The organism is Philodulcilactobacillus myokonensis (assembly GCF_027923585.1).
In the GTDB taxonomy this organism is placed as follows: Bacteria; Bacillota; Bacilli; order Lactobacillales; family Lactobacillaceae; genus Philodulcilactobacillus; species Philodulcilactobacillus myokonensis.
Genome location: NZ_BRPL01000002.1, coordinates 33,506 through 57,210, shown reverse-complemented (window position 1 = coordinate 57,210; position 23,705 = coordinate 33,506). Strand labels below are relative to the sequence as shown.

The window sequence follows — 23,705 nt, the reverse complement described above, 5'->3', positions numbered from 1 at the left end:
CTTTATTATTCATAATCGTTTACTTATTAATTATTTTCTTGGGAATCAAAATTTCACTTTTTAAGTGGAGTATTTACCTTCTAATTCCTTTATTATTAGCAATAATATTTTACATGTTTATCATGATCAGTAATTATGTTTAGTAATTAGTTATGAAATAAAAATGGGAATTGTAACCTCGTTTTGATTAAAATTGGGTTATGATTCCCATTTTAAATCCTATATGATATTCATAATTGATTGACTACATTGCACATGATAATATTATATATATGGATTATGTGACGTTAATATTTATTTTTAAATTGAGAGGTATAACAGATGGATTTAATCACAAAAATTTTAAAATTTGTAGGCAATTTTTTATTATTTATCTTTCTATTTTTTGTTATCCAAATTCCTACTGTTGGTGAGTCCTTTTGGGGATCAGAAAACATACATAGTTATAATTTATTTAATCACTATGCCTTTACATTAATTAGTTTTGTTGTGATATTTTCAATATTATTTTGGTTTTATAAGAAGATTAATGGAAAAAAGATAATAAAACAAAGAATAACGATTAAAGTAGCTACTATTTCATTAGTATTAACGATCATAGATATTGGTGGGCAGGACTTGGTTCAATATATTTTAACTTCATCAACAACATCAACTTCTGATGCAGCTAGTTTGTTTCAATTAAAAAATACAGGATTATTTTTAGTATTAATCCTTGATGTTGTGGTAATATCACCAATATTTGAAGAAATTCTATTTAGAGGAATCCTTCAACGGGGGATATTAAAAAAGATTAACCCAATCGTTAGTGCAATCATTACTGGAATATTATTTGGGATGTTGCATTCATATTTGCAGCCATTTTCATCTGAGTCTTTAATTCTTATGGTTTCAGGCCTCACGCTATCATTTGCTTATTATTTTACTGATTATGATTTAAAATCATCCATTCTAATTCATGCATTATCTAATTTGTGGGTTATTATTTCATATTTATATTTATAAAATGCTTATAAAAATGTAAAAAGAGAATCGCAATTTAGCGATAATTAAAACTAAATTACGATCCTCTTTTAATTTATTATAAATCATTTCAATTACATTCTTAAAATCATTGCAATTTTCGTATCATTGACGGGCATTTCTTCATTCTTTAATACGAACACGTTCCCACCAAAACCAGCGGTGGTAATGGCTAAATCATTCATAATGCCATTGATTTTAGGGTCATTTTGATCATAAACATTTTTATTCAACATCAAGGCATCAATTCGACCCGCCGTGGCAGCATGCATGATTTCATTAATGTCATTACTAGCCCGTTTGAATTTCATTGATGCCTGGTAATGAAACTTGATGTTATTAATTGCCTTTTGTTTTAATTTTGCTAAATGATTGAGGCTTTTGAATTGAGATTCTGCGATTACTGGAATAATTTGCATGGTATTATCAATTAAATAGTAAGTTTTAACCGGGTAATGTCTTAATTTGAAAATGTGAAAGATATTGGGTCCGATGTAAATTGCTAGACTCTGGCATCGACTAGCGCGCATCGCCCTTCTGACAGCGCGTTCGTTTAATTGATTTTGATATTGATCCCAATTACTATTGGGATATTTTTTTGAAAAATCCTGCTTGATATGATCCAAAATTTCACTGAAATTATTATCGGTATCAAGTGAGATAAAAAGTGAAATAAAAGGCCCAGATTCAGATTCCAGGGTGATGATGTTTTTTAATTGAACATTGGATGTCATTGATGACCCTCCCTTTATCAAAATAAAATAACATATAACAATTATATCACGATACTTTGAATGATATAATAATAGTAGACCGTGAGTGGGGTGAATAATGTTAATCTTTCTTGAAATTATATTATTAATTATTTTCGCAAATACCTTCTTTGCTTTAATTACCGTCTTTAGAACTAAACGTGATATTGCTGCAACGTGGGCGTGGTTATTAGTTCTTGTGTTTATCCCAATTTTTGGCTTTTTAGCTTATTCTTTTATTGGCCGGAAGCTAACTAAAAAGAACATGTTTAAACTCCAAAGTCAAGATCAGATGCAACTAGATAGCATTTTGAGAAAACAGCGCCGTCAACTAAAACGTTTGAACACAATGGGCGCAGACCAGATTGTCTATAATTCTAGGTCAATGGTTGAAATGTTTATGAATACTGATCTTTCGTTCCTAGCCCGCCATAACCATGTTAAAATTTATACTGATGGCAATGATCTATTTGACCAAATGCTGGCCGATTTTGACCAAGCAAAGAACAGTATTAATGTTGAGTTCTATACATTTTACAACGATCAGATTGGAAATCAAGTTCTAAACAAATTAGTCGAAAAAGCTAAAAAAGGCGTTCACGTTAGGGTTATTTACGATCCATTCGGTTCGATTGGAACGACCCGTCGATTCTTTAAACCCTTAACTGATGCGGGCGGACGGGCTGAACCATTCTTGCGAACTAATTTCTTGGATTTTAGATTAAATTTTAGAGATCATCGAAAGATTGTGGTTGTCGATGGTAAAGTGGCCTACATTGGTGGCTTCAATATTGGTGACCAGTATTTAGGTCGGAAGAAGAAGTTTGGTCCGTGGCATGATACCCATTTGAGAATTATTGGATCCGGAATTTTTGGCCTTCAAGCCCGTTTCATTTTAGACTGGAACGTTACCGATTCGAAGCATCAGATTACCGGTTTGGATAATATCATCAGGTACTTTCCATTGAATAATATCGATGGACCCACTAACATGCAGATTGTATCGAGCGGACCAGATACGGATTTAAGGCAGATTGAAATGGGATACATTAAATTAATTCACATGGCCCAAAAATCCTGCTGGATTGAGACCCCGTATTTAATCCCAGATGACAGTACATACGACTCATTGAGAATTGCAGCCATGTCTGGAATTGATGTTCGAGTCATTATTCCGCATATGCCTGACCACCCCTTTGTCTACCGTGCCACCCAGTACTTTGCCCACCAGTTAGCGAAGGAAGGGGTCAAGATTTATTACTACCAAAAGGGATTCGTTCATTCGAAAACGATTGTTGTTGATGGGGAAATCTCATCAGTTGGTTCAGCTAATTTTGATTACCGCAGCTTTAAACTTAATTTCGAAGTCAACGCCTTTTTGTATGATTCAACCGTTAGCCGAAAATTAAAGCGGATTTTCTTGGATGATATTCGAAATAGTACGAGGCAAACTCCCAAAATGTTTGATCAACAATCAAGGTGGTTATTGTTTAAACAGAGTTTCTGCCGATTATTAGCACCAATTTTATAAAATATTGATATTAATTTACGAAAGGGAATGTTTTCATTGAGTATTAAAAAATATAATATTTTTAATATTATCGCATCAATTTTATACATTGTTTTTCTATTTGGGCTTCACATGTATAGTGCATCGATTCAACCGATTTGGAATTCAAGCCGCAACATCATTGATAAATTAGACAGTATTGCAGCCAACAACAGTTTTTACTTTTACGTCATCGTTTCATTCATTATTCTGACTTTAACTGCTATTTTCATTTATCGCAATATCTTTAAAATTATGAATGGTTTAAATGTTGCCATGATTTTCTATCGTGCCATGTACATTGCCATTTACGCTATTTTAGACATTGTTTTAGTTGTCTTCTTGGATAATCCAATTTTAAGAATTACCTTTGCAATTGCATTAATTGTCATCATTGCGATCGGGATTATTTCTGATAACGGTCACGATGAAGTGTGAATTTGATTTTTTAGTCGGGTTATGCCATAATTATTAACGGTTTGAGTAAAATTTAATTTGAACGAAAAAATAACGAATGTCAGTGAGCATTCATTTTGGAGGTAATTTAATATGGAAAAATATGCTACGGCTAAACAGAGCCACTCATTAAGTAAGAACCAGAAATGGACGATTGCGTCAACTTCAACTGGTTTTGGATTGGAGAGTATGGATATCTTATTTGTATCCTTTACCCTTTCATCCATGATCAAGGATTTGCACATCAGCAGTGCTGCTGGTGGAATGATTTCGTCCATTACCTATCTGGGGATGCTTTTGGGTGGTATTTTATTTGGTCTTTTGGCCGACCGTTACGGCAGGGTAAAGACATTTTCATACACGATCTTTATCTTTGCCATCGCAACCGGTGCCATGTATTTTGCTAATTCAATTACGTCCATCTACTTTTTCCGTTTTCTAGCCGGGATTGGTGCCGGTGGAGAATACGGAACTGGGATGACGTTAATTGCTGAAAACTTTAGAGCTAACCAAATTGGTAAGATTTCTTCAATCTCATCCATTGGTGGCCAGGGTGGTGCAATCATCGCTGCCATCTTAGCATCGTTTATCATTCCGATGTTTGGTTGGCACGCATTGTTCCTAGTTGGTTTAATTCCAGTTGCATTGGCATACTTCGTCAGAAGCCACATGCACGAAAGTAAAGCCTTTGTTGATGAAACGAAACACGTTGGCAAACCCAAAGTTTCAATCACTGAATTATTTAAGACCCCGGCATTAGCATGGCAGACAATTGCTTTAATCATTATGATCACGGTTCAAACCGGTGGTTACTATGGTTTAATGAACTGGTTACCATCAATTATGCAAAAACAGTTAAATTTAAGTGTTTCCGGTTCATCAACCTGGATGATTTCAACGATTATTGGCATGAGTTTAGGGATGATGACCTTTGGAACCATCTTGGATTACTTCGGTCCTAGAAAAGCATTTGGCATCTTCTTGATTGCTGCTGCCATTTCATTATTCAGTCTGATGTATGCCTTTAATGCCTGGAGCTTACTACTGTTTGCTGCAGTTGTTGGTTTCTTCTCTAACGGGATGTACGGTGGATACGGTGCCATCATGAGTCAATTATACCCAACTGAAATCAGGGCCACTGCTAATAATACGATTATGAACACTGGCCGGGTCATCGGTGGTTTTTCACCCGTTTTGATTGGTTTCATGATGGATCACTATTCATTCGGCGTTATCATGGCTGGTTTATCAGTCGCATACATCATTAGTTTCTTTACCATGATGTCAATTCCAGCACTTCGTCGTTTAAGTCATAATACAGCAAAATAAATTTAATTTATAAACTAAAGGACGCTCGCCTAGATTTTCTAGGTGAGCGTTTTTTATTTGTGAATAATATTTAAATAATTATCTGCCTATTATTAATATTTGATTAATAAAATTAAAAAAAGATAAGAAAAACTATTGAAATATTAAAAAATAGTGATATTATTAAATCATACCAATTAATAAAGAGGCGAGTTTCTCATGACAATTGATGTAGAAGAAAAGGAATCTAAATTAACTGTTGCTTCATGGTGGAGTATCTTTGGTTAGTATTTAGATGGTCAATAGTAATAATTACTATTGACCATTTTATTTCTATAATTTTGAAAGAACGATGATATTTTATGTTATATAAATTAAAAAAATTGGTTGGTATTTTAATCAAAATAAATTATTCTTATATGAAGGTAACCCTTCCATAAAGCAAGAAATACATTCTAGTAATAATAGTAAGATATTTTCATTTATTAAATCAGTAAAAAATCCAATATCTAAAAGTGAATTGAGAAGTAAATTACCCAAATTAACTGATAAAGAATTTAATTCCATATTTAATTTTTTCATAAAAGAAAAATGGATGTATCCAGTTAATAGTACGGTTGATAATAAACATATTAGATTAAGTAATTTTATAGACTGTTTTCCTTCTTATACCTATCCTGAATATAAAAATAAAATTAATAATATTAAAATACTGTTACTTGGATTAGGAACTGCTGGAAGCTATATACTAGAAGTACTTACTAAATTAGGATTTCATAATTTTATATTAATTGATGGAGATAGAATTGAAGAAAAAAATATAATGGCTCAAAACTATAATTTATCTGATGTAGGTAAGCTAAAAACTAGTGTAATAAAATCTAAATTTCCAAATATTAATGTAAAGGTTATTAATGAAAAAATTTCTTCTTATGATAATCTAAAACAAAAAATTGATTTATCAAAAATTGATTTTTTTATAAATTGTGCTGATGATTTTAAATTACAAATGGACATATTAAATAATATTTTTAACGAATACCCTAAAACAAAAATCATATATGGAGGATACTCATTTTTAATGCATTCTGATGATTTTATCACAAAAAGTAATTATAAAGTTTTTCAAAAAATTGCTTTAAAGCAAAGTGCTAACATTAATATTGATAATTATGTTATTGAAAACTCTGGCTCAATATTAAATGGATTTATGAGTGCTCTAGTAATATCAACGTATGTATTTAATTATGTAGTTAAAAATAGATATAAAGACCAATTTCTTGGCGATTTTTATCGTAATAAATTTAAATTTTTTAATCAGAATGAAAAATTTTAAATAAAAAATTTTATTTGATAATTACATACTATATCAAATTTTGATTGAGGTAATTTTAATATGAAAATAATTTCTATGAAAGATATAAATAAAAAAATAGGTGGGAAACAAATTTTGTCTAATGCTAATTTTGAATTAAATTCAAAAGAAATTTGTGCATTAATTGGTCCAAATGGTGCGGGAAAAACTACTTTTTTAAAGGTGCTTCTTAATCTTATTAATGCAGATACAGGGATAGTAGAAATTAATGATAGTCAAATGACATCTAAAAATATTAATTATTTGTTGCCTAAATTTGGTGTCATGTTGAAATATCCTGAAAGTATTTCTAAATTATCTATTAATAATTTATTTAAACAGCATGAGCATTACATGAAAGTTAGACAAGTAGATTCAACTGAAAATCTTTTGAAAAAAGTAAAATTAAATGTAACTTTAGATACGGAAGTAGGTAAATTATCTTTAGGAATGAAGCAAAGATTGCTATTAGCTTTAGCTATTTCTAGTGATCCAACTGTAATCATTTTGGATGAGCCATTTAATGGTTTAGATGTAGATGGAGTTGACCTATTTAAATCAATTCTTAAGGAATTAAGAGAAAAAGGGAAGAGCATAATTATAACGAGTCATTCATTATCTGATCTTAATGGTTTAGTGGATAGTGTGATTTTTTTGAATAATGGAACAACACTTCCCAAGATTTCTATGCAAGTAATAGATAAAAAGTATAATGGTAGTATAAAAGACTACTATAGGGAGGTGCATAATAATGACTAATGATGACTTAAAATATGAAATTTCTAACTTTAAAAAAACATTTAAATCAACATTTATAATTTCATTATTAATTCAGTTATTGATTTTAATATTCTTCTTCATGGTCGGATATTTGGATCGTGAATCTGATGATTCTATTTTTGAACATTTTAATTCTTTAATCGGTTTTTCAAGTCTTTTATCCGCATTATTAATTTCAATTTATATTAGTGTTAGATCCGTAAAATATATAATTTCTAATTACATGGGAGATAATAAAGTATTTTTATATCTTTATCCCAATGGAAGGACCGGAATATTTCAAACGAAATTGTGTGCTTTTTTATTAGTATCAATATTAGCGCAATTAGTTGGATCATTTTTAGTAAACATTTTATTCCTTATTTTTTCTAGAATCACTAATGTTCTTCCACCTGATGTTAATTACATAGGTTTTATAGCTGTAACATTTGCTGTTGTTTTATTATCATTGTTTGTTATCACTACTTCAATTGTAATTGGCGTCAGACTATCATCAAAAGTAGCTACTGTAATTAGCTCAATTATTTTAGTAGCAATTCTTTGTAATCCACTGTCATTTTTGTGCGCTTATTCAGCATATACTTCATTATTATGTGCCGTTATTTTAGTATTTGTTTCATTAATTTTAGTTCAATATTGTAAACATTACTTGAAGAATGATGAAGTACTGAGATAAAAACGATTAGTGTAAAACGTTCACCTAGATTATCTAGATGAGCGTTTTTTCTTTTCATTTTAAAATGAAATCATTAATATTTAGATATACGTATAAAAATGAAAGAAGTTGATTGCTTGTTAATTGCAAATGTCATTATCGGACTATTGATTGGGGTGGAATTACCGCTTCAGACGTCGATCAATTCTAGTTTAGGCAAACGGGCTGGTTCGCCATTTTTAGCGACGACGACTAATTTTGCCGTTGGAACGATTTTTCTTGCCATTGTAACGCTACTAATTGGACAGAGCCTTTGGATTTCAAAAGCAGCTTTAGTTGCTAATCCGTGGTGGATTTGGCTTGGTGGAATCCTAGGTGACATTGCAATTACGGCCAACGTTCTATTGTTTCCCCGTTTAGGTGCCATTCAAACCGTAATTATGCCAATTCTGGGTCAAATCATCATGAGCATGATGATCGATAACTTTGGGTTATTCCATTCACCTGAATTCCCGTTTACCTGGATCCGCTTAGTCGGTGTCTTGGTTCTCTTTGCCGGCGTTTTGATTGTGGTGGTTCAACCCGGTCTATTGAGCCAAGATAAAGAAACCAAGTCGCATGGAGCGTTGTTATGGCAGATCATTGGCGTGATTGCCGGGATGTGTCAAGCTTCCCAGACGGCAATTAATGGTCAATTAGGGGTCGCATTAAATTCACCCATCAAAGCCTCATACGTTTCATTTATTACTGGAACGATTGCTTTAATTGTCTTCGTTGGCATTCTTGAACATGACTTTAATCATTTGAAACGGGCAATTGGAAAAGGTAATCCATGGTGGCTCTGGATTGGTGGTATCATGGGAAGTCTCTTCGTTTTAGGGAACCTTTTCATCGCACCCCGGATTGGAACCGGGGCCGCTGTTGTCTTAGCACTTCTTGGTAATATCATTGGTAGCTTGATCGTTGATAAATTTGGGGTCTTCGATTCACCCAAGAAATTCGTTGGTGGCCGCCAGTATGCTGGAATTGCGATCATGATTTTAGGGGTCGTTTTGGTTAAGTTATTTTAATTAAATTGATCCGAAAATGATTATGTTAAAATATTTAAAAGGGGATAAAGAAATGAAGAAAATATTTATTTTGATTTCAACAGTGATTGCATCTGCTTTGATATTATTGAATATCGGGATCGATGCTAATGCTAAAACGGTTCACCATGCCTCACGGACTTTTAAAATTTTTCCAAAAAAATATCGTGGTAATTGGTATATTAATGATAGTAAGCATCACGATATAAAAGTTAGTTTTTCAAAATACAATTATAAAAATTTACTTACTGAATTTAATAACGGTAGGCTCCATTCTTTTAAAATTGGACCAAATGGTAAAATTAATATTAGGCAAAGGAATGTCATCGCTGCTTATTATTCCCATCCGGTAGAACATGAAAACTGGTTGTCCGTCGGATTCGATAATGTTAATCTGCATGATACCTATAGCAGTGATGATATTTGGCGTGTCATGCATCCTAAGTATAAGGGTAAACGAATCAAAGTGCTTGCCTATATGGGTGGAGTTCACGGTTATGTTTCATTCTACTACCCATCTAAAAAAATGGCTTATCAAATGCGGAAGGTAACCTTTGGTAATTATCCAAAGCCATTTGTTATTAAACATCATTCTAAGCGACAAAGCTCATCTAGGAACAAGGTTAATTCTTATCAAAGCGCTTTTGATGACTTTGTTAGTCGTACCAAAGGCTTGAACAAGAAAGACGTTTCTTATCAACCAATTAGTAAAAAGAATCATAAATATTATAATATTCAAATTATTATGAAACATCATAAAAACAGCCATTTTAGTCAGAAAGTTTCCGTTGAAAGTAATGGTGAATTTATGATGAATGCATAGTGTAAATTAGAAATGCTTCTAAAATTATGAAGTGCAATACAAAAGTTAGACTTTTTAAAATTTAATAGCTTAAATAAAGGAATGTTTTTGATATTCAATTGATTGGGTGAATTACTTATTTCAATTGATTAGTGGCTTCATCAATTACTATTGAAATCATTATGTAGAAATTGTCGCCATTATTTTTGGATAAGTTATTTTAATTAAAGGAATTGATAACATTATGAGTAAACAAAATAATAGGGCACAAACTATAAAATCACCTAGCATATTCAGTTGGGATAAGTTGATTAGTAAAATTCATAATGAAAAAGTAGATATTAAACTAGAACTATAATCACCATGAATGATGATAGCCGTTGATTCTAGAAATAATAATTTCACAAGCAAAGAAATACAATACTAATTGTGTATTAGTATTAAAGACAATCATATTAGTATAAAAAAATTATAAAGTATTAAAATTAAAGAAATAATGTCTATTTAAATTCACAATAAATATATTATAATAAAAAATACATTGAAATTAATATTACAAGGTGATGACATAAATTGATTTATTGTGTAGGAATAATTATTTTAATTGTAGACATTTTTTGCTTATTATTCTTTTTTAAGAAAAAAAATAATTATAAGAACATTTATAAAATAATAAACTGTTTAATATGTGTTTCTATAGTATATATATTTAACCTAATTATTTATCTAATATAATCACATGATGATAAATCAGTCTTGATGTTATTTTATTTCCCATAGTTTATTAAAAATAATGGATATAACAAAATAATATTAAATAATTATTATTATTAAAATGAATCAAGTCATAATTTCAAGAAAAATGTACTTTTAGATTAATATAAAATTAATATCTAAATTGGAGTGTTTACACAAGATTATTGACACTCTCAAGACATTAGTTCAATCCGTAAAAATCAAATTGTTACTTTAAATTTACCTAATAATAAACAGAACATTCTTGTAAAAGGGAATGTTAAAGACTATTCTTCATTGCCAGAAGAATATAAGGGAAATAGTTATTATGAAGTGATCTGTTATTTGAATCCCAAAAATAAAAATATAAAACAAATTTTTTATGGAATGAATGGAAAAATATCCATTAATGTAAAAAAGGTTAGTATAGCTAACTATATTAAAAATATGTTTAATTAATTTATGTTAGGTTAATATAAATCTTCCTAATTGTCTGCTAGTCAGGGGTTGCGAAACGTTGTACAATTAATAATATATTAAAGACGTCTTAAGGAGAAATGACATGGACCTTCGTTTATGGAAAAAATACCCACAATTACAGCACCAACTGCAGACTGTCCAGCAGATTATGATCGACCAAATTACGGTCAACAGCAATTTATTTAAAAACGGTATTGATAATTTGATCGATGGCAACGGAAAAATGGTGCGTTCCTCATTATTACTACTGTTTACTAACTTTGGGACCCAAAAGAACCATGATAATTATTTTGAAAAGGTAGCCGCTTCAATTGAATTGATCCATTTAGCTTCACTTGTGCATGATGACGTTTTAGATCAATCAGATTTAAGACGGGGGGTCACAACTCTTAATCAAGATTTCGGCCAGCGGACCGCCATCTATTTAGGTGATTTTTTATTCGTAAAATATTTTAGATTGGTACTAAATGCTATGCCGAATATTGAACAGTTAAAATATAATATTAACGGTGTTGGCGGTATTTTGAACGGCGAATTGCAGCAAAATCAAACCCAGTATGATTTAAGCCGGACCAAATCCCAATATTTGGATTCAATCAAAGGAAAAACGGCGGAACTATTTCGGATTGCGGCTGGGAATGGTGCCATCATTTCACGTGCTGATGAAAATACCATCCAATTAATTCAGAAAATTGGTTTACAGATTGGGATGGCATTTCAAATGCGGGATGACTTAATTGACTTTGAAGATAATGCGAAGCAGGCGGGAAAACCTACACTCCACGATGTTTTAGGCGGCGTTTACACCTTGCCAATTATCTATGCCATGCAGACGAATGATCGGGATCAATTAATTGCAACCATTAAAAAAGACCAACTGAAACCAGCTGATCTTTATCAAGTGAAAACAATGGTTGAAAATGATGGGGCGTTAGCACATGCCCATCAGGATTTAGAAGAACGAACTTGGCAAATCAAAAAATTAATTCGAAAGCTTCCTGATAATCAAGCAAGGCAAATTATTTTAGATATTGTGAAAATGCTATTTGACTAATCCTTTATCCATGGCTGCTAACCGGCGATAGTGAGCGTTATGATGGCTTAATTCTTTTGGACTGCCCGCCATTTGGATGTTGCCATTTTTTAAGAAAATGACTTGGTCCATTTTTGATAGTCCCTGTAAGTGGTGAGTAACCCAGATCACAGTCTTATGCTTTAAAACTTGAGTAAGGGTTTCAATTAATTGATTTTCGGTTAATGGATCGAGACCCACGGTTGGTTCATCTAAGATGACGATCGGATGATTCTGAAGCAAAATGCGCGCTAGTGATAGTCGCTGCTTTTGACCACCAGATAAACGGGCACCACTTTCTTGAATATTGGTCTGATATCCATCTGGTAACGTATGAATAAAATGATCCAATCTGACGTCTTTCAGTGCTTGTTTAACTTCCTGATCAGACGCGTTTTCATTGCCAATCCTGACGTTATTTAAAATGGACGTGTTGAACAAGAACGGCTGCTGACTTAAAACGCTGAACCATTTTTGGTATTTAAACTTCAGTTGGTTGACGTCCGTATCATTAATTTGAACGTTTCCACTCGTTGGGTTAATAATTCCTAAAAATAATTGTAGGAGGGTGCTTTTACCCACTCCGCTGGGTCCGATAATGGCTAATTTAGAACCCTTTTTAATCTGAATTGAAATGTTTCTTAAAATTGTTTGTGTATCATTTGAATAGTGAAATGACACGTTCTTCATTGTGATCTTTTGAAATTGAGCAGGACTAAGATCAGAGTTTGGAACGCGTTTTATTTTGGGCTCATTTTGAGATAATTGGTTCAAATGAACCAATGAACGACGGTACATTGGCCATTCCTCAACTGCTTGGGAGACTGGAACCAGGATATCAATCAACGGGAAGATTCCTAAGACAAATGCGGCAATGTAATTAGCGGCACTTTGCGAGCCAATAAAATTAAGGTTACCCCAAACTAGGACAATCACGATGACTAGATCAAGGATGATTTTAGTAATTAAATCCCGGTTCCATTCAAAATGGTTCAATTGATGATCATCAATTGAAATTTGCCGGTCGAATTCCAGATTCCGTTTTAAATAATCCTTTTGTCTTCCGGATATCATCCAATCGGTGATGCCCAACGTTGTATCCGTCGTATGATTGTACGCTTGATTGGTTAATTGCTTCTTATTAGTTTGTAACTTGCCATATAAAACAATTGAAAGCCAGGGCATTAAAAACAAAATCATGATGAAAAATCCTAACATGATTAATGCCATGACCCAGTTGATGATTCCTAAACCAATAATGACGATTAGACCCGTTATATTAGCAATTAAGGTTGGGAAAATGGTCTTTAAATATAGATTCTCTAAATGATCGATATCATCTGCTAATAGATCTAAGAGGCTGCCAAATTGGTATTTCTCATCCAAGAAAAACGCCTGCTTTTCTAAAATCCGGTATAGAGAACTACGGAGTTTAGAAGTCACGCCCAATACCCAGTCATGCGATTTAATCCGTTCTAGGTATTTGAAGAGTGGCCGGCCAATTCCAAACGCCTGGGCTAAAATAATTGGGACGTAGACAATCAGGATGTTAGCGGGTCTGGTTGCTGAACGGCTAATTAGATAGCCAGCAACGAACATCAAGCCGATTGCACTGATACTCGTTAGCATCCCTAGTGAAAATGTAATCAAGAGTCGTTTTCGATCCTTCTTCAAGAATGGTCGAATCCACTTGTCATGTTTTAAGAATTTAAACATCTATTCTTCGCCTCGAATCTGCATTACCAATTGGTAGCATGCACCGTGTTTTTCCATCAACGCTTCAGGTTTTCCCTGTTCAACAATCCGTCCGTTTTGAACAACTAGTAAATAATCCATGTTGTTCATCCAGTGGAGACGATGGGTCGCAAAGAAAACTAAATGATGATTTAAAATCGGTAACATTGTCTTTTTAAGTTCATACTCAGTTTCGATATCCAAATGGGCGGTCGGTTCATCAAAAAGCAATACACTTCGGTTTTGATCGAATAAAATTCGAGCCAGGGCAATGCGTTGGGCCTGTCCACCAGAAATGTTACGGCCACCCTTACCAATGCGGGTGTCAATCCCATACCGTAGGCTTTTTAAAAATGATGCCAAACCAGCTGCTTCCGCTGCTTTGGATACTCGATATCGGTTATGATCATGACGATAAAATTCAATATTAGCTTTGATTGTTCCAGCAAAAATATATGGATTTTGTGGGATGTAGCTAATGTGCTGCTGCCAATTGCTTTGGGCTAAACTATCTATTTTTTGATGATTGATTTGAAACGGATAATTGGAAGCATTACTAGGGGTTAGCCAACCACCAATGGCATTTAAGAGGGTGGATTTACCAGCGCCGGATGGCCCGACAATACCAATTTTCATATTGCCATGGCATTGAAATGAAATATCGGATAAACTGTTATTTTCATCATGAGGGTACCGATAATTTAAATGATTAATTTGAAATGTACTGCCGGGTTGCCAGCTTTGAAATGGTTTTAATGCTACCTTGGCCTTCACAATCGGAACCCGAATAACTTTTATCAATTGTTTCAGTGCATTTTTACCGTTCAACGTGGCATGGTAATCATTACCAAAATCACGTAGTGGCAGGAAGTAATCCGGTGAAATAATTAGAACGGCTAAGGCCGGATATAAAGTAATGCTACCGTTAATTAACCGAACCCCTAAGAAAACTGCGACGATCGCAATTGAAATCGTAGTTAAGAAATCCAATGCAAACATCGAAAGCAATGCAATCTTTAAAATGCTCATCGTTGATTTGCGGTAATTTTCGGAAACGTTGTAAATATTCTTTCGGTACTGATGGCTTAATCCAAATAGTTTTAAGGTCTTTAATCCCCGAATGGTTTCGATAAAGTTATTCGACATTTTGGTATAGGTATCGTATTGCTGATCGGATTTGTTTTTAGCAGCCACCCCTAAAATGATCATGAAATAAATGATGATGGGAAATACTAAGAGCAAAACGATGCCTGAAAGGTGGTCCTTAAAAAAGACGGCAATTAATAGGACGATGGGGATGATGGTTAAATTAATCATTTTTAAGATGATTAAATTGAAATAGTTTTTAATTTTATCCATGCCATCCAATGCTAACGTGACTAAGTTTCCTGAACCAAATTGGCTAACTAGGGTCGGTCCCAGTTTATACATGTGTTTCAGCAGCCGCTGTTTTAAATCGGCACTGGTTTGATTAGCCCATCGATCACAGATCTGTTGTTCAATCCTGGTAATTAGATAACGAAGCATGAATGTAAGAAAAAAGAACAGCATGGGATCAAACGATGCTGTTACTTTTTTCAACATCCAAGCATTAACAATTGCGCGCGATAAAAAGAGCGCTTCGAAAACAATTGCCAGAGATTGGATGAATGCTAGTAATCCTAGTTTAGTGATTAATTTTTTAATTCCGGGAAAATTCATTAATTCTTTATCAAACATGTGATTCCTCGATTTCTTAAACTAGTATTGCGAACCATTTTTAGCGATGTCTTTTAATGTGAATCGTTTCCATTGAACCGAATAGCTCCATGCAAAGTAAATCAATAAGATTGGCAATAGAATACATAGAACAATCGTCATGACTTTCAATGTGTACGGTGATGACGAAACATTTTTAATTAAAAGTGAGTTGGCTGGATTTTTAGCAATCAAGACGTTGGGGAATAATCCAGTAAAGATTAACATTACTAAGAATGCAATTGAGAGGGTACTTGATAGGTAAGCCTTGATTTCTTTATCACTAAACGTCATGAATTGGCCACTAATGGTAGATGCAACGATTAGAACTAAAAAGACAATTGTAGCTACCAGGTGGTTTACAAAGAAATTCGTCTGGAAGAATAGTGCAATCACAAATAAAAATTCAACCGGATAGGCAAGCCAGTATAAATTGATGTTTAAACGGGCGGCCTTATATCTAATCATGCCATCGGTATGCAATGAAATGTAATGCAATCCCTGATAAAGGCAAAAAGCAGTCAGTGCAATCCCACCCAAAATTGAAAGTGGGTTAATGACGTTACTTAATGAAACGAAGACGTTGCCATTTTTATCAATCGGAAGTGGTTGAATCATGTCAGTAAATAGCATGCCAAAGAAAAAGGTAGTCGTTGCGCTGCTAATACAGTTGATCCACATCCAGGCATTCTTACCGAATGGTGTTTCAGCAACGTTATTGAATTCAAATGAGACGCCTCTAAAAATCAATGAAACTAGTGCTAAAAATAGTAATAGATAAAAGCCAGAAAATAAACTGGCGTACCAAAGTGGCAGTGATGCAAACATGCCACCAGCAGCGGTAACGAGAAAGACTTCGTTCCCATCCCAGTGGGGACTAATGGTTCTTAAAATTAAATTACTTTCATTGGGCCTGAATGCCAATAACTTGGTTGCCATGCCGGCACCAAAATCAGCACCATCCAAGACCAAGAAAATGATGAATAGTAATCCAATCACTGCGTACCAAAGTAATTGTAAGAAACTCATTTTGAAAAGGCCTCCTTAGAAAATGGATCCTCTGTCTTTTGATCAGGAGTGTCATCAACTGATTCGGGACCCTTGTACAATGCCTTTTTGGCATAGAAGAACATGAAACTAGCTAATGCTAAGAATAATAAGAAGTAAACGATATTAGTGAATAAAACAGCAGCAGCACTCGTACTTGGTGAGACGGCAGCTGAAATTGGTAGTAATCCATATACGACCCATGGATCACGGCCAAGTTCAGTAATTAGCCAGCCACTGGTATTAACGATAAATGGTCCAAAGGTTGCAATTGAAAGTAAAATGGTGAGCCATCTTTGTTTGCCAATCGTATTCTTGCGCTTCCTTGAGAACCAGAGTCCAAGAACGGCAAGGCCAGCTAAAGCACCAAAGCCGGCTGCCATGGTTCGAAAGGCGAAGAAGAGGGTGTTAACTGGAACGTAATAGTTCATTTTCTTACCGAATTGATGGTCATACTTTTGATGTAAGCTCGTATTAGCTTCGTTCATTCCTTTAACGGAAGCATTTAATCGATGGTAAGCAAGAATACTTAACATATCCGGAACTTCAATCTTAGCGTTGGCAGTTTTTTTAGTTGGATTGGTTAATTGAAAAATTGCCCATGGTGCTGGGTCAGCAGTCTTGTTATAAATTCCTTCAGTGGCACCGAATTTCATTGGTTGTTCATTCATAACGTAGCGTGTCTGTAGATCACCGGAAGCGGCGGATCCTAGGCATGCAATGAAACCAATGACTAAGCCAATTCGCATTGATTTTCTGAAGAATTCAGTTGATTGTTTTCTAAAAATCATCCAGGCTGACATCCCGGCCATGATGAAAGCACCGGTGACAAAGGCACCAAAGACGACATGGGGAAATTCGTACCATAATTGTGGATTCGTTAATAATGCTTTAAAGCTGGTCATTTGAGCGCGGCCGGTGGCACTAGAAATCTTGAAACCGACGGGATGCTGCATGAATGAATTGGCAGTTAAAATCCAGAGGGCTGAGATGGATGAACCCAAGAAGACCATCCAGATCATGACGGCGTGCCAAAATGGTTTGAAACGATCCCAAGTGAACATCCAAACGCCAATGAATGTTGACTCAAGGAAGAATGCCAACAAAGCTTCAATGGCAAGCGGTGCTCCAAAAATATCACCCATAAAACGGGAATATTCGGACCAGTTCATTCCAAATTGAAATTCTTGGATTAAACCGGTAACGACCCCGACGGCAAAACTCAATAGGAAAATTTTACCCCAGAATTTAGCCATATTTTGATAAATTTTTTGTTTCTTAATGACGTACATGGTTTCCATGACGGCAACGACAAGCGATAGTCCAATTGACATTGGAACAAAGAAGAAGTGAAAAATCGTGGTCATTGCAAATTGGAAACGAGCAAGTGGTAAAACACTCATTCCAAAATCTAACATTATCTAAACTTCCCTTCTATTCTTGAAGTGCGGCTTTTAAACCGGAGATTTCAAATGCGGTTCGCTGATTAATAAAGTGTTTCATAAATGGTACCATCCAACCTTTAAATTTAAAGGTATGGTGAAACATGTTAACTTCTGCAATTCCCGTTTTAGGACCGAGTGAACATGCCGTCCCAAGTGATTGATAGGTAAACGGTGTGCCTTTTTTATGATTTAAACGGGCAATAAAATTATCAACCGCGATATCAGCTTCACGAGTGGAAATCTGACCGGTGGTGGGATACATTCGCTGGTTAGCTGGATTTAAAACGGCTGAAACATCACCAATCAAGTATTCATTTGGAAAGGCTTTGGGAATCATTTGGTTATTTACGGCAACCCGATTGCGATGCTGATCATATCCAGTATCTTTAATCAAGTGGTTACCCTGAACTCCGGCACCCCAAAAGACAGTTTTAGCTTGAATAAATTTATTATCGTCGCCATAATAAACGCCATCATTGCTGACCCGTTTGGCAAGGCCACCGGTAATAAATTGGACTCCGTGTTTCACGAGGAAATTCTTAGCATATCGATCTAATTTGGAATCAAACATTGGTAGGAAACTAGGGGCAATGCAGTATAATTTAAAATCTTTTGGATTAAAATGGTATTTTTGGGCCCATCTTGGAATCTGGTAGGTTAATTCACCTAAAAGTTCAATACTAGTGAAGCCACCACCAATTACGGCCATCGAAATGTATTTAGGATCCTTGTCATCCGCATATTTTTGAAGCCGGTTTCGAATAATATTGTAATCGTTAACGCATGTGTTAACGTTGGCAATTTGAAGTGCATTCTCTTCTACGCCAGGGGTGCCAAAAGTTTCTGGTTCAAAGCCCAGGGCGTTGAATAAGTAGTCATACTTCATTGCAGAATGATTTTTGAGTATCACCACTTGTTTTTGATGATCAATGTCTGTTACTTGATCTTGAATAAAATTAATTTTAGGGCTAATTAAATCTTGAATGTTCATTTCAACATTAGCAGGTAAATTAGTTCCAGCAGCAACCGTATGTAATGCGGTTGAATTATAATGGTATGTGTTTTGATTAATAAGGGTTACGTTTAAATTTAATTTATTTTTAGCAAGTAGCTTGCAAGCACGTAATCCAGCAAAACCGCCACCTAAGATTAAAATTTGATTCATTTGATTACTTCCTCTTTAACGGTTTATTTGAAAGCCCTTACATATATCATAATACGATGAATCGAAAAGGGCAATGTGTAAGCGTGTCATAATGATAAAAGCGGCTTATAATTAGAAATGAAATCGAAATGAGGAAGTTAATTTTATGTCAATCAAATCTTTTTTGGATTTAGTTAATGCTAAATCACTTGTGGCAACTTTTTTACCACTTCTGTTTGGAATTATTTTTGTACAATATCAATCGTTTGAAATTCATCCGCTGCTCTCGTTGCTATTCTTTATTGCGGTGTTGTGCTTACAAATGTTTGCGAATACGACTGATAGTATTGCTGATCATCGCAGGGCAGGAAAATTGCACGTCACTGAATTTTTTGATCACGTCAACGTCCTGGGTAATAATGAAATTTCTGAAAAAATGGCGATCGTTATTGACGGTTCATTATTATTTTTGGTCGTTCTGATTGGTATTATCCTGCTGTTTGAAACGACGATGTGGCTATTAATCATTGGCCTACTGGGTTGTGCGATTGCATATTTTTATGATGCTGGACCCCTGCCAATTTCAACTACTCCTTTTGGTGAAATCGTATCAGGTATGACAATGGGATTGGGTGTGATCTATGCTTATATCATGATTAATGTACCCACTAGTGATTTTCACTTATCATTTTTTGGTAGTGCTCTGCTCGCATCTGGCATGCCAATCCTTGCCCTTGCCAATATTATGCTGGCTAATAATATCTGTGATCTTAAAGAAGATTTTAGTTTAAGGCGAAAAACGATTGTGACTTACATCGGTCAATTCAATTCACTTAAGTTGTACGGATTTAACTATGTTTTGATGTACATTACCTTAATTATGGCAGTAATTTTAAATTATCTTCCAGCAATCATGCTCATCACGTTGTTAGCAATTCCATTCATCTGGCTGCGGACTAAGAAATTTTTCAAAGTTCATTTAAAAGCAAAGACGTTTGTTTTAACGATTAAAAATACTTTGGACTTATTGCTATTAACTTTGATTGCTCTGGTGCTTAAAAACATGTTTGGATATTAAAAAATTCCCGGATTTAATTCCGAGAATTTTGATTATTATTTAAAATATTTTTGTAGCGATTGTTCAACGTCATCAGCAACTTTTTGCTGATAATCATTACTTTTGATATGCTCAAAGTCACTGGGATTATTCATGAAGCCCATTTCAATTAGAACGGCTGGTTGGGTATTTTCACGCAAAACGTAGTAATTACCAATATCAACACCACGGTTATTTAATGGTAAGTCGCTGAAGCCTGAGTCTAATTGATTGGCCAATCGATTTGCATTGTCATGGTCTTTAAAGACCTCATAGCCGTTATCACCTTCGTCAATTTCCGATGAATTAAAATGAAAGCTAATAAAGACGTTGGCGTGATTTTGATTTGACAACCTTGTTCTTGCTCCTAAACTAACCGATTGATCACTGGTTCTAGAGATGATGACTCTTGAATTTTGAGCTTTAATTAATTGCAAAACTTTTTTAGCAACTGGTAAGGTATAAGTCTTTTCCATCTTACCGTCTTGTGATAGGGTTCCTGAGTCATTTCCACCATGACCAGGGTCTAAAACGATGGTTGCTTCAGAGATGTTAGAAGCTTTTTTAGAATTGTAATCTTCATTCTTCAAAAGCCAAGCGGCAATCCAGCCCTTCTGTTTGCCATCTTTGATATACCACCATTTGGTCGTATTATCTTTCTGAATGACTTTAATTCGCGTGTTATGGGGAATTTGATTAATAATTTTAGATTGTGGGTTAGGATTTGTCCGTAAATTAACAGATTGCGCAATCACACGCGGTTCACTTAGATAACTACTGATTTTAATGATAATTACCATGATAACGCTGATTAGTAGTAGGATTCTTAAAATCCAAATAATCAACGGGGCATCTTTAAAATGAGTTAATTTTTCCACATCAGTCATTCCTTAATAATTAATATATATTATTTTTGTTATTATGCCTTAAATTATAGTACAATACATTTGATAAAAGAAACTAACTTTTAGTAACCAAATTAAAAAATAAAAGAAGATGGTTAAAAACAGAGGGATTAATAATGAATGATTCTTGAACTGATCGTTAATCGATTAAATAATTTCAGATTAAGTAATAAGTGAAAAATTTTCAGGAGATGTTTATTTTGAAGAAACATTTAGGTTTAAAAATTCTTGCTTTAGCCGTCCTGTCAATCTTAATTTTGACTGGCTGTAGTAGTAAATCTGCTAAAAATAAGGGAATTAACGTTACATCATCAATTGATTTTTATGGAAATACAGCTCAATCAGTTCTAGGAAAATATGGGACTGTTCATTCAATTATTAATAATCCTGATGTTGATCCACATAGTTACACACCAACCCCACAAGTATCAGAATCAGTTGCCAAGTCTAAGGATGTTATTTATAACGGGATTGGCTATGATACTTGGATTAATAAAATGCTTAATAATTCCAACAATGATTCAGTTAATGTTGGTAAACTAATGGGGAAGGGGGACAACGATAATCCTCATATATGGTATAATAGCCAAACAATGGTTAAATTAGCAAATACATTAGCAGATAAATTTGGTAAACAGGATCCAAAGCATAAGGCTCAATTCAAAGCCAATGCTAAAAAGTACATTAACTCATTGAAGCCAATTCATAAGAAGATCGCTCAATTGAAGCAGAATCGCAAGAAGTCAGTTGTTGACGTCAGCGAACCGGTCTTTGACTATGCTTTACAGGAAATGGGTTACCAAGTAAATGATAGTGGATTTGCCAAGGCCATTGAAAAAGAGGCTGATCCAACTCCTTCAGAAATTAAGGGCATTCAAAACGATATCAATCACCACAAGATTGCTTTCTTTGTTAAAAATATCCAGACAGATGATAAGGTCGTTAACCATCTATCAGATTTAGCTGCTCAGAAGCACATTCCAGTATTAAAGGTTACTGAAAGTATGCCTAGAGGGATGAATTATCAACAATGGATGATGTCTCAATACAATCAATTAGCAAAGATTCAGAGGTCAGAAACTAAATGAGCAAAATTCTATCAGTTAAAGGATTAAACGTCGAGGTTGAAAATCGTAGTTTGATTTCCAACCTTTCGTTTGATATATACAGCAATTCATTAACGTGTGTCACAGGTGAAAACGGGGTTGGTAAAACAACCCTAATCAAAACGCTTTTAAAGGATTATCATCAGAAGGATCACGTTGATTTTAAAATCAAGCGCAATCAGATTAAATACATTCCCCAATTTCGGAATATTGATGATGATTATGCTTTAAGCATCAAAAATTTTATTGGATTAGGCCTGCAAAATAAATTTCTGCCATGGCTCAGTATGAAAGAACGGCGTCAGATTGATGCCATCATTCAATCAACCGATTTAAGCAAGATTAAAAAAGAACCACTTGGCAAAGCATCCGGTGGTGAACAGCAAAGGGTTTACTTTGCTCAGGCATTAGCAAGTCAACCCCGGTTATTAATTATGGATGAAACGACCGCCAGTTTGGATAAATATGCTAAAGTTGATTTATTGAAACTGGTAAAATCCATCATTAAAAAGAACCACCTAGCAGTCATGTTTATTACCCACGATCCCGGATTGGTTCAACAATTTGGTGATTATAACTTACACATTGCTGATCATAGAGGAACGATGAACAGGATTGGGGGTCAGGATTAATGTTAAGTTATGCGTTTATGCAGTATGCTTTTGTTGCCAGTTTCTTTATTTCCATTTTATGTGGATTAATGGGAGTTTTCGTTGTTGCTAGAAAGACTTCATTCTTCACCCATACACTGTCAGAAATTGGATTTTCAGGAGCTGCATTCGGTGTTTTTGCTGGAATTTCACCCATTTTAGGGATGCTATTGTTCACAATTATTAGTTCATTAATGATTGGAACCGTTGGGAATCGAATGAGCCGCCGTGAATCATCAATTAGTGTCTTCTCAGCGGTCTTCATTGGTTTAGGAATCTTATTCCTATCGCTTGCCAACAGTCAATCCAGTTATGCCACCAGCATTTTATTTGGTAGTATCGTCGGAATTGATTTTAATGATGTCAAAATGCTCATTTCACTTAGTATTTTCATCATTATCATTGTCCTTTTAATGTACCGTAAATTGGCTTATAATTCATTTGATAGCGTGGGTTCGAGTTATAATGCAAGCTATAATACAATGATTTCAATTGCTTTCTTGATTTTATTAGCTTCAACTGTTAGTGTAACTGCCCAGGTGGTTGGATCACTTTTGATTTTTGCATTACTTACCGTCCCCGCTTCAGCAGCACAGTACTTTTCACATACAATTTTTGGGATGATGACGTTAACGTTCCTATTTTCTTTATTCGGAACCTGGTTCGGGTTATACCTTAGCTATACAACTAACTGGCCCGTCAGTTTCTTCATCGCATCGATTGAAGGAATTATTTATCTAATTGCTATCATTTACAATAAATTGTCTGATGATTAAGTGAAAATTTG

Annotated in this window: 22 protein-coding genes; 15 read left to right on the top strand and 7 right to left on the bottom strand. The window is 34.3% G+C overall.

Annotated features, from left to right (window positions below):
* Positions 1-321 precede the first annotated feature (321 nt).
* Entirely contained in the window at positions 322-1,005 is a 684-nt protein-coding gene (locus tag WR164_RS00280; RefSeq protein WP_286135538.1) for a CPBP family intramembrane glutamic endopeptidase, read from the top strand.
* A gap of 92 nt (positions 1,006-1,097) precedes the next feature.
* Here WR164_RS00280 and WR164_RS00275 read toward each other — a convergent pair whose 3' ends face one another.
* The gene (locus tag WR164_RS00275) at positions 1,098-1,757 is read right to left on the bottom strand and encodes a hypothetical protein (protein WP_286135537.1); all 660 of its coding nucleotides are present in this window, start codon (positions 1,755-1,757) and stop codon (positions 1,098-1,100) included.
* A gap of 97 nt (positions 1,758-1,854) precedes the next feature.
* Here WR164_RS00275 and cls point away from each other — a divergent pair, with 97 nt between their 5' ends.
* The 10 genes from cls (at position 1,855) to WR164_RS00230 (ending at position 12,036) form a co-directional block, all read left to right on the top strand.
* Positions 1,855-3,306 carry a cardiolipin synthase gene (cls, locus tag WR164_RS00270; RefSeq protein WP_286135536.1) on the top strand — a complete coding sequence of 484 codons (1,452 nt, stop codon included), beginning with the start codon at positions 1,855-1,857 and terminating at the stop codon, positions 3,304-3,306.
* A 36-nt stretch (positions 3,307-3,342) separates the two neighbouring features.
* A complete protein-coding gene (locus WR164_RS00265; RefSeq protein ID WP_286135535.1) occupies positions 3,343-3,762 on the top strand; it encodes a hypothetical protein in 420 nt (139 codons plus the stop codon).
* A gap of 111 nt (positions 3,763-3,873) precedes the next feature.
* Complete coding sequence (locus WR164_RS00260) at positions 3,874-5,109, top strand: MFS transporter (RefSeq protein WP_286135534.1); 1,236 nt, start codon at positions 3,874-3,876, stop codon at positions 5,107-5,109.
* A 499-nt stretch (positions 5,110-5,608) separates the two neighbouring features.
* Positions 5,609-6,424, top strand: coding sequence for a ThiF family adenylyltransferase (locus WR164_RS00255; RefSeq protein WP_286135533.1), 816 nt, complete (start codon positions 5,609-5,611; stop codon positions 6,422-6,424).
* Positions 6,425-6,484: 60 nt separating this feature from the next.
* Entirely contained in the window at positions 6,485-7,201 is a 717-nt protein-coding gene (locus tag WR164_RS00250; protein ID WP_286135532.1) for an ABC transporter ATP-binding protein, read from the top strand.
* Positions 7,194-7,898 (top strand): hypothetical protein, encoded by a 705-nt coding sequence (locus tag WR164_RS00245; protein WP_286135531.1) that lies wholly within the window; start codon positions 7,194-7,196, stop codon positions 7,896-7,898. The genes WR164_RS00250 and WR164_RS00245 overlap by 8 nt, the downstream gene beginning before the upstream one ends.
* Positions 7,899-8,014: 116 nt before the next feature.
* Positions 8,015-8,947, top strand: a complete 933-nt coding sequence (locus WR164_RS00240; RefSeq protein WP_286135530.1) for a DMT family transporter — start codon at positions 8,015-8,017, stop codon at positions 8,945-8,947.
* Positions 8,948-8,999: 52 nt separating this feature from the next.
* The gene (locus WR164_RS00235) at positions 9,000-9,788 is read left to right on the top strand and encodes a hypothetical protein (protein WP_286135529.1); all 789 of its coding nucleotides are present in this window, start codon (positions 9,000-9,002) and stop codon (positions 9,786-9,788) included.
* 915 nt (positions 9,789-10,703) lie between these two features.
* Positions 10,704-10,961, top strand: coding sequence for a hypothetical protein (locus WR164_RS08430; protein ID WP_507763361.1), 258 nt, complete (start codon positions 10,704-10,706; stop codon positions 10,959-10,961).
* Positions 10,962-11,064: 103 nt separating this feature from the next.
* Positions 11,065-12,036 (top strand): polyprenyl synthetase family protein, encoded by a 972-nt coding sequence (locus WR164_RS00230; RefSeq protein WP_286135528.1) that lies wholly within the window; start codon positions 11,065-11,067, stop codon positions 12,034-12,036.
* Here the strand turns inward: WR164_RS00230 and cydC are convergent.
* From cydC to WR164_RS00205, 5 genes are read right to left on the bottom strand one after another with little or no spacing between them, the layout of a single operon-like run.
* Positions 12,025-13,770, bottom strand: coding sequence for a thiol reductant ABC exporter subunit CydC (gene cydC / locus WR164_RS00225; RefSeq protein ID WP_286135526.1), 1,746 nt, complete (start codon positions 13,768-13,770; stop codon positions 12,025-12,027). The genes WR164_RS00230 and cydC overlap by 12 nt on opposite strands.
* The gene (cydD, locus tag WR164_RS00220) at positions 13,771-15,507 is read right to left on the bottom strand and encodes a thiol reductant ABC exporter subunit CydD (RefSeq protein WP_286135525.1); all 1,737 of its coding nucleotides are present in this window, start codon (positions 15,505-15,507) and stop codon (positions 13,771-13,773) included.
* Between the two features lie 21 nt (positions 15,508-15,528).
* Positions 15,529-16,554: a cytochrome d ubiquinol oxidase subunit II gene (cydB, locus tag WR164_RS00215; RefSeq protein WP_286135524.1), complete on the bottom strand. Its 1,026-nt coding sequence runs from the start codon at positions 16,552-16,554 to the stop codon at positions 15,529-15,531.
* Positions 16,551-17,990, bottom strand: coding sequence for a cytochrome ubiquinol oxidase subunit I (locus tag WR164_RS00210; protein WP_286135523.1), 1,440 nt, complete (start codon positions 17,988-17,990; stop codon positions 16,551-16,553). Before WR164_RS00210 ends, cydB begins: the two co-directional genes overlap by 4 nt.
* Positions 17,991-18,006: 16 nt before the next feature.
* Positions 18,007-19,182 (bottom strand): NAD(P)/FAD-dependent oxidoreductase, encoded by a 1,176-nt coding sequence (locus WR164_RS00205; protein ID WP_286135522.1) that lies wholly within the window; start codon positions 19,180-19,182, stop codon positions 18,007-18,009.
* A 145-nt stretch (positions 19,183-19,327) separates the two neighbouring features.
* On the opposite strand from WR164_RS00205, the gene WR164_RS00200 reads away from it, so the two are divergent.
* Positions 19,328-20,239 carry a UbiA family prenyltransferase gene (locus WR164_RS00200; RefSeq protein ID WP_286135521.1) on the top strand — a complete coding sequence of 304 codons (912 nt, stop codon included), beginning with the start codon at positions 19,328-19,330 and terminating at the stop codon, positions 20,237-20,239.
* A 35-nt stretch (positions 20,240-20,274) separates the two neighbouring features.
* Here WR164_RS00200 and WR164_RS00195 read toward each other — a convergent pair whose 3' ends face one another.
* The gene (locus WR164_RS00195; protein WP_286135519.1) at positions 20,275-21,135 is read right to left on the bottom strand and encodes an N-acetylmuramoyl-L-alanine amidase family protein; all 861 of its coding nucleotides are present in this window, start codon (positions 21,133-21,135) and stop codon (positions 20,275-20,277) included.
* A gap of 218 nt (positions 21,136-21,353) precedes the next feature.
* Here WR164_RS00195 and WR164_RS00190 point away from each other — a divergent pair, with 218 nt between their 5' ends.
* Genes WR164_RS00190 through WR164_RS00180 form a run of 3 tightly spaced genes read left to right on the top strand, consistent with a single transcriptional unit; the run spans position 21,354 to position 23,694 of the window.
* Positions 21,354-22,250, top strand: a complete 897-nt coding sequence (locus tag WR164_RS00190) for a metal ABC transporter solute-binding protein, Zn/Mn family (protein ID WP_286136857.1) — start codon at positions 21,354-21,356, stop codon at positions 22,248-22,250.
* Positions 22,247-22,900: an ATP-binding cassette domain-containing protein gene (locus WR164_RS00185; protein ID WP_286135518.1), complete on the top strand. Its 654-nt coding sequence runs from the start codon at positions 22,247-22,249 to the stop codon at positions 22,898-22,900. Before WR164_RS00190 ends, WR164_RS00185 begins: the two co-directional genes overlap by 4 nt.
* Positions 22,900-23,694, top strand: a complete 795-nt coding sequence (locus tag WR164_RS00180) for a metal ABC transporter permease (protein ID WP_286135517.1) — start codon at positions 22,900-22,902, stop codon at positions 23,692-23,694. Before WR164_RS00185 ends, WR164_RS00180 begins: the two co-directional genes overlap by 1 nt.
* Positions 23,695-23,705 lie beyond the last annotated feature (11 nt).

Bases quoted from the DNA above. Each gene is read 5' to 3' on its own strand.
- cydC (WP_286135526.1), bottom strand. From the start codon at position 13,770: ATGTTTAAATTCTTAAAACATGACAAGTGGATTCGACCATTCTTGAAG.
- WR164_RS00200 (WP_286135521.1), top strand. From the start codon at position 19,328: ATGTCAATCAAATCTTTTTTGGATTTAGTTAATGCTAAATCACTTGTG.
- cydB (WP_286135524.1), bottom strand. From the start codon at position 16,554: ATGAGTTTCTTACAATTACTTTGGTACGCAGTGATTGGATTACTATTC.
- WR164_RS00250 (WP_286135532.1), top strand. From the start codon at position 6,485: ATGAAAATAATTTCTATGAAAGATATAAATAAAAAAATAGGTGGGAAA.
- WR164_RS00235 (WP_286135529.1), top strand. From the start codon at position 9,000: ATGAAGAAAATATTTATTTTGATTTCAACAGTGATTGCATCTGCTTTG.
- WR164_RS00190 (WP_286136857.1), top strand. From the start codon at position 21,354: ATGTTTATTTTGAAGAAACATTTAGGTTTAAAAATTCTTGCTTTAGCC.
- WR164_RS00210 (WP_286135523.1), bottom strand. From the start codon at position 17,990: ATGTTAGATTTTGGAATGAGTGTTTTACCACTTGCTCGTTTCCAATTT.
- WR164_RS00275 (WP_286135537.1), bottom strand. From the start codon at position 1,757: ATGACATCCAATGTTCAATTAAAAAACATCATCACCCTGGAATCTGAA.
- WR164_RS00180 (WP_286135517.1), top strand. From the start codon at position 22,900: ATGTTAAGTTATGCGTTTATGCAGTATGCTTTTGTTGCCAGTTTCTTT.
- WR164_RS00185 (WP_286135518.1), top strand. From the start codon at position 22,247: ATGAGCAAAATTCTATCAGTTAAAGGATTAAACGTCGAGGTTGAAAAT.
- cydD (WP_286135525.1), bottom strand. From the start codon at position 15,507: ATGTTTGATAAAGAATTAATGAATTTTCCCGGAATTAAAAAATTAATC.
- WR164_RS00280 (WP_286135538.1), top strand. From the start codon at position 322: ATGGATTTAATCACAAAAATTTTAAAATTTGTAGGCAATTTTTTATTA.
- WR164_RS00245 (WP_286135531.1), top strand. From the start codon at position 7,194: ATGACTAATGATGACTTAAAATATGAAATTTCTAACTTTAAAAAAACA.
- WR164_RS00205 (WP_286135522.1), bottom strand. From the start codon at position 19,182: ATGAATCAAATTTTAATCTTAGGTGGCGGTTTTGCTGGATTACGTGCT.
- WR164_RS00260 (WP_286135534.1), top strand. From the start codon at position 3,874: ATGGAAAAATATGCTACGGCTAAACAGAGCCACTCATTAAGTAAGAAC.
- WR164_RS00230 (WP_286135528.1), top strand. From the start codon at position 11,065: ATGGACCTTCGTTTATGGAAAAAATACCCACAATTACAGCACCAACTG.
- cls (WP_286135536.1), top strand. From the start codon at position 1,855: ATGTTAATCTTTCTTGAAATTATATTATTAATTATTTTCGCAAATACC.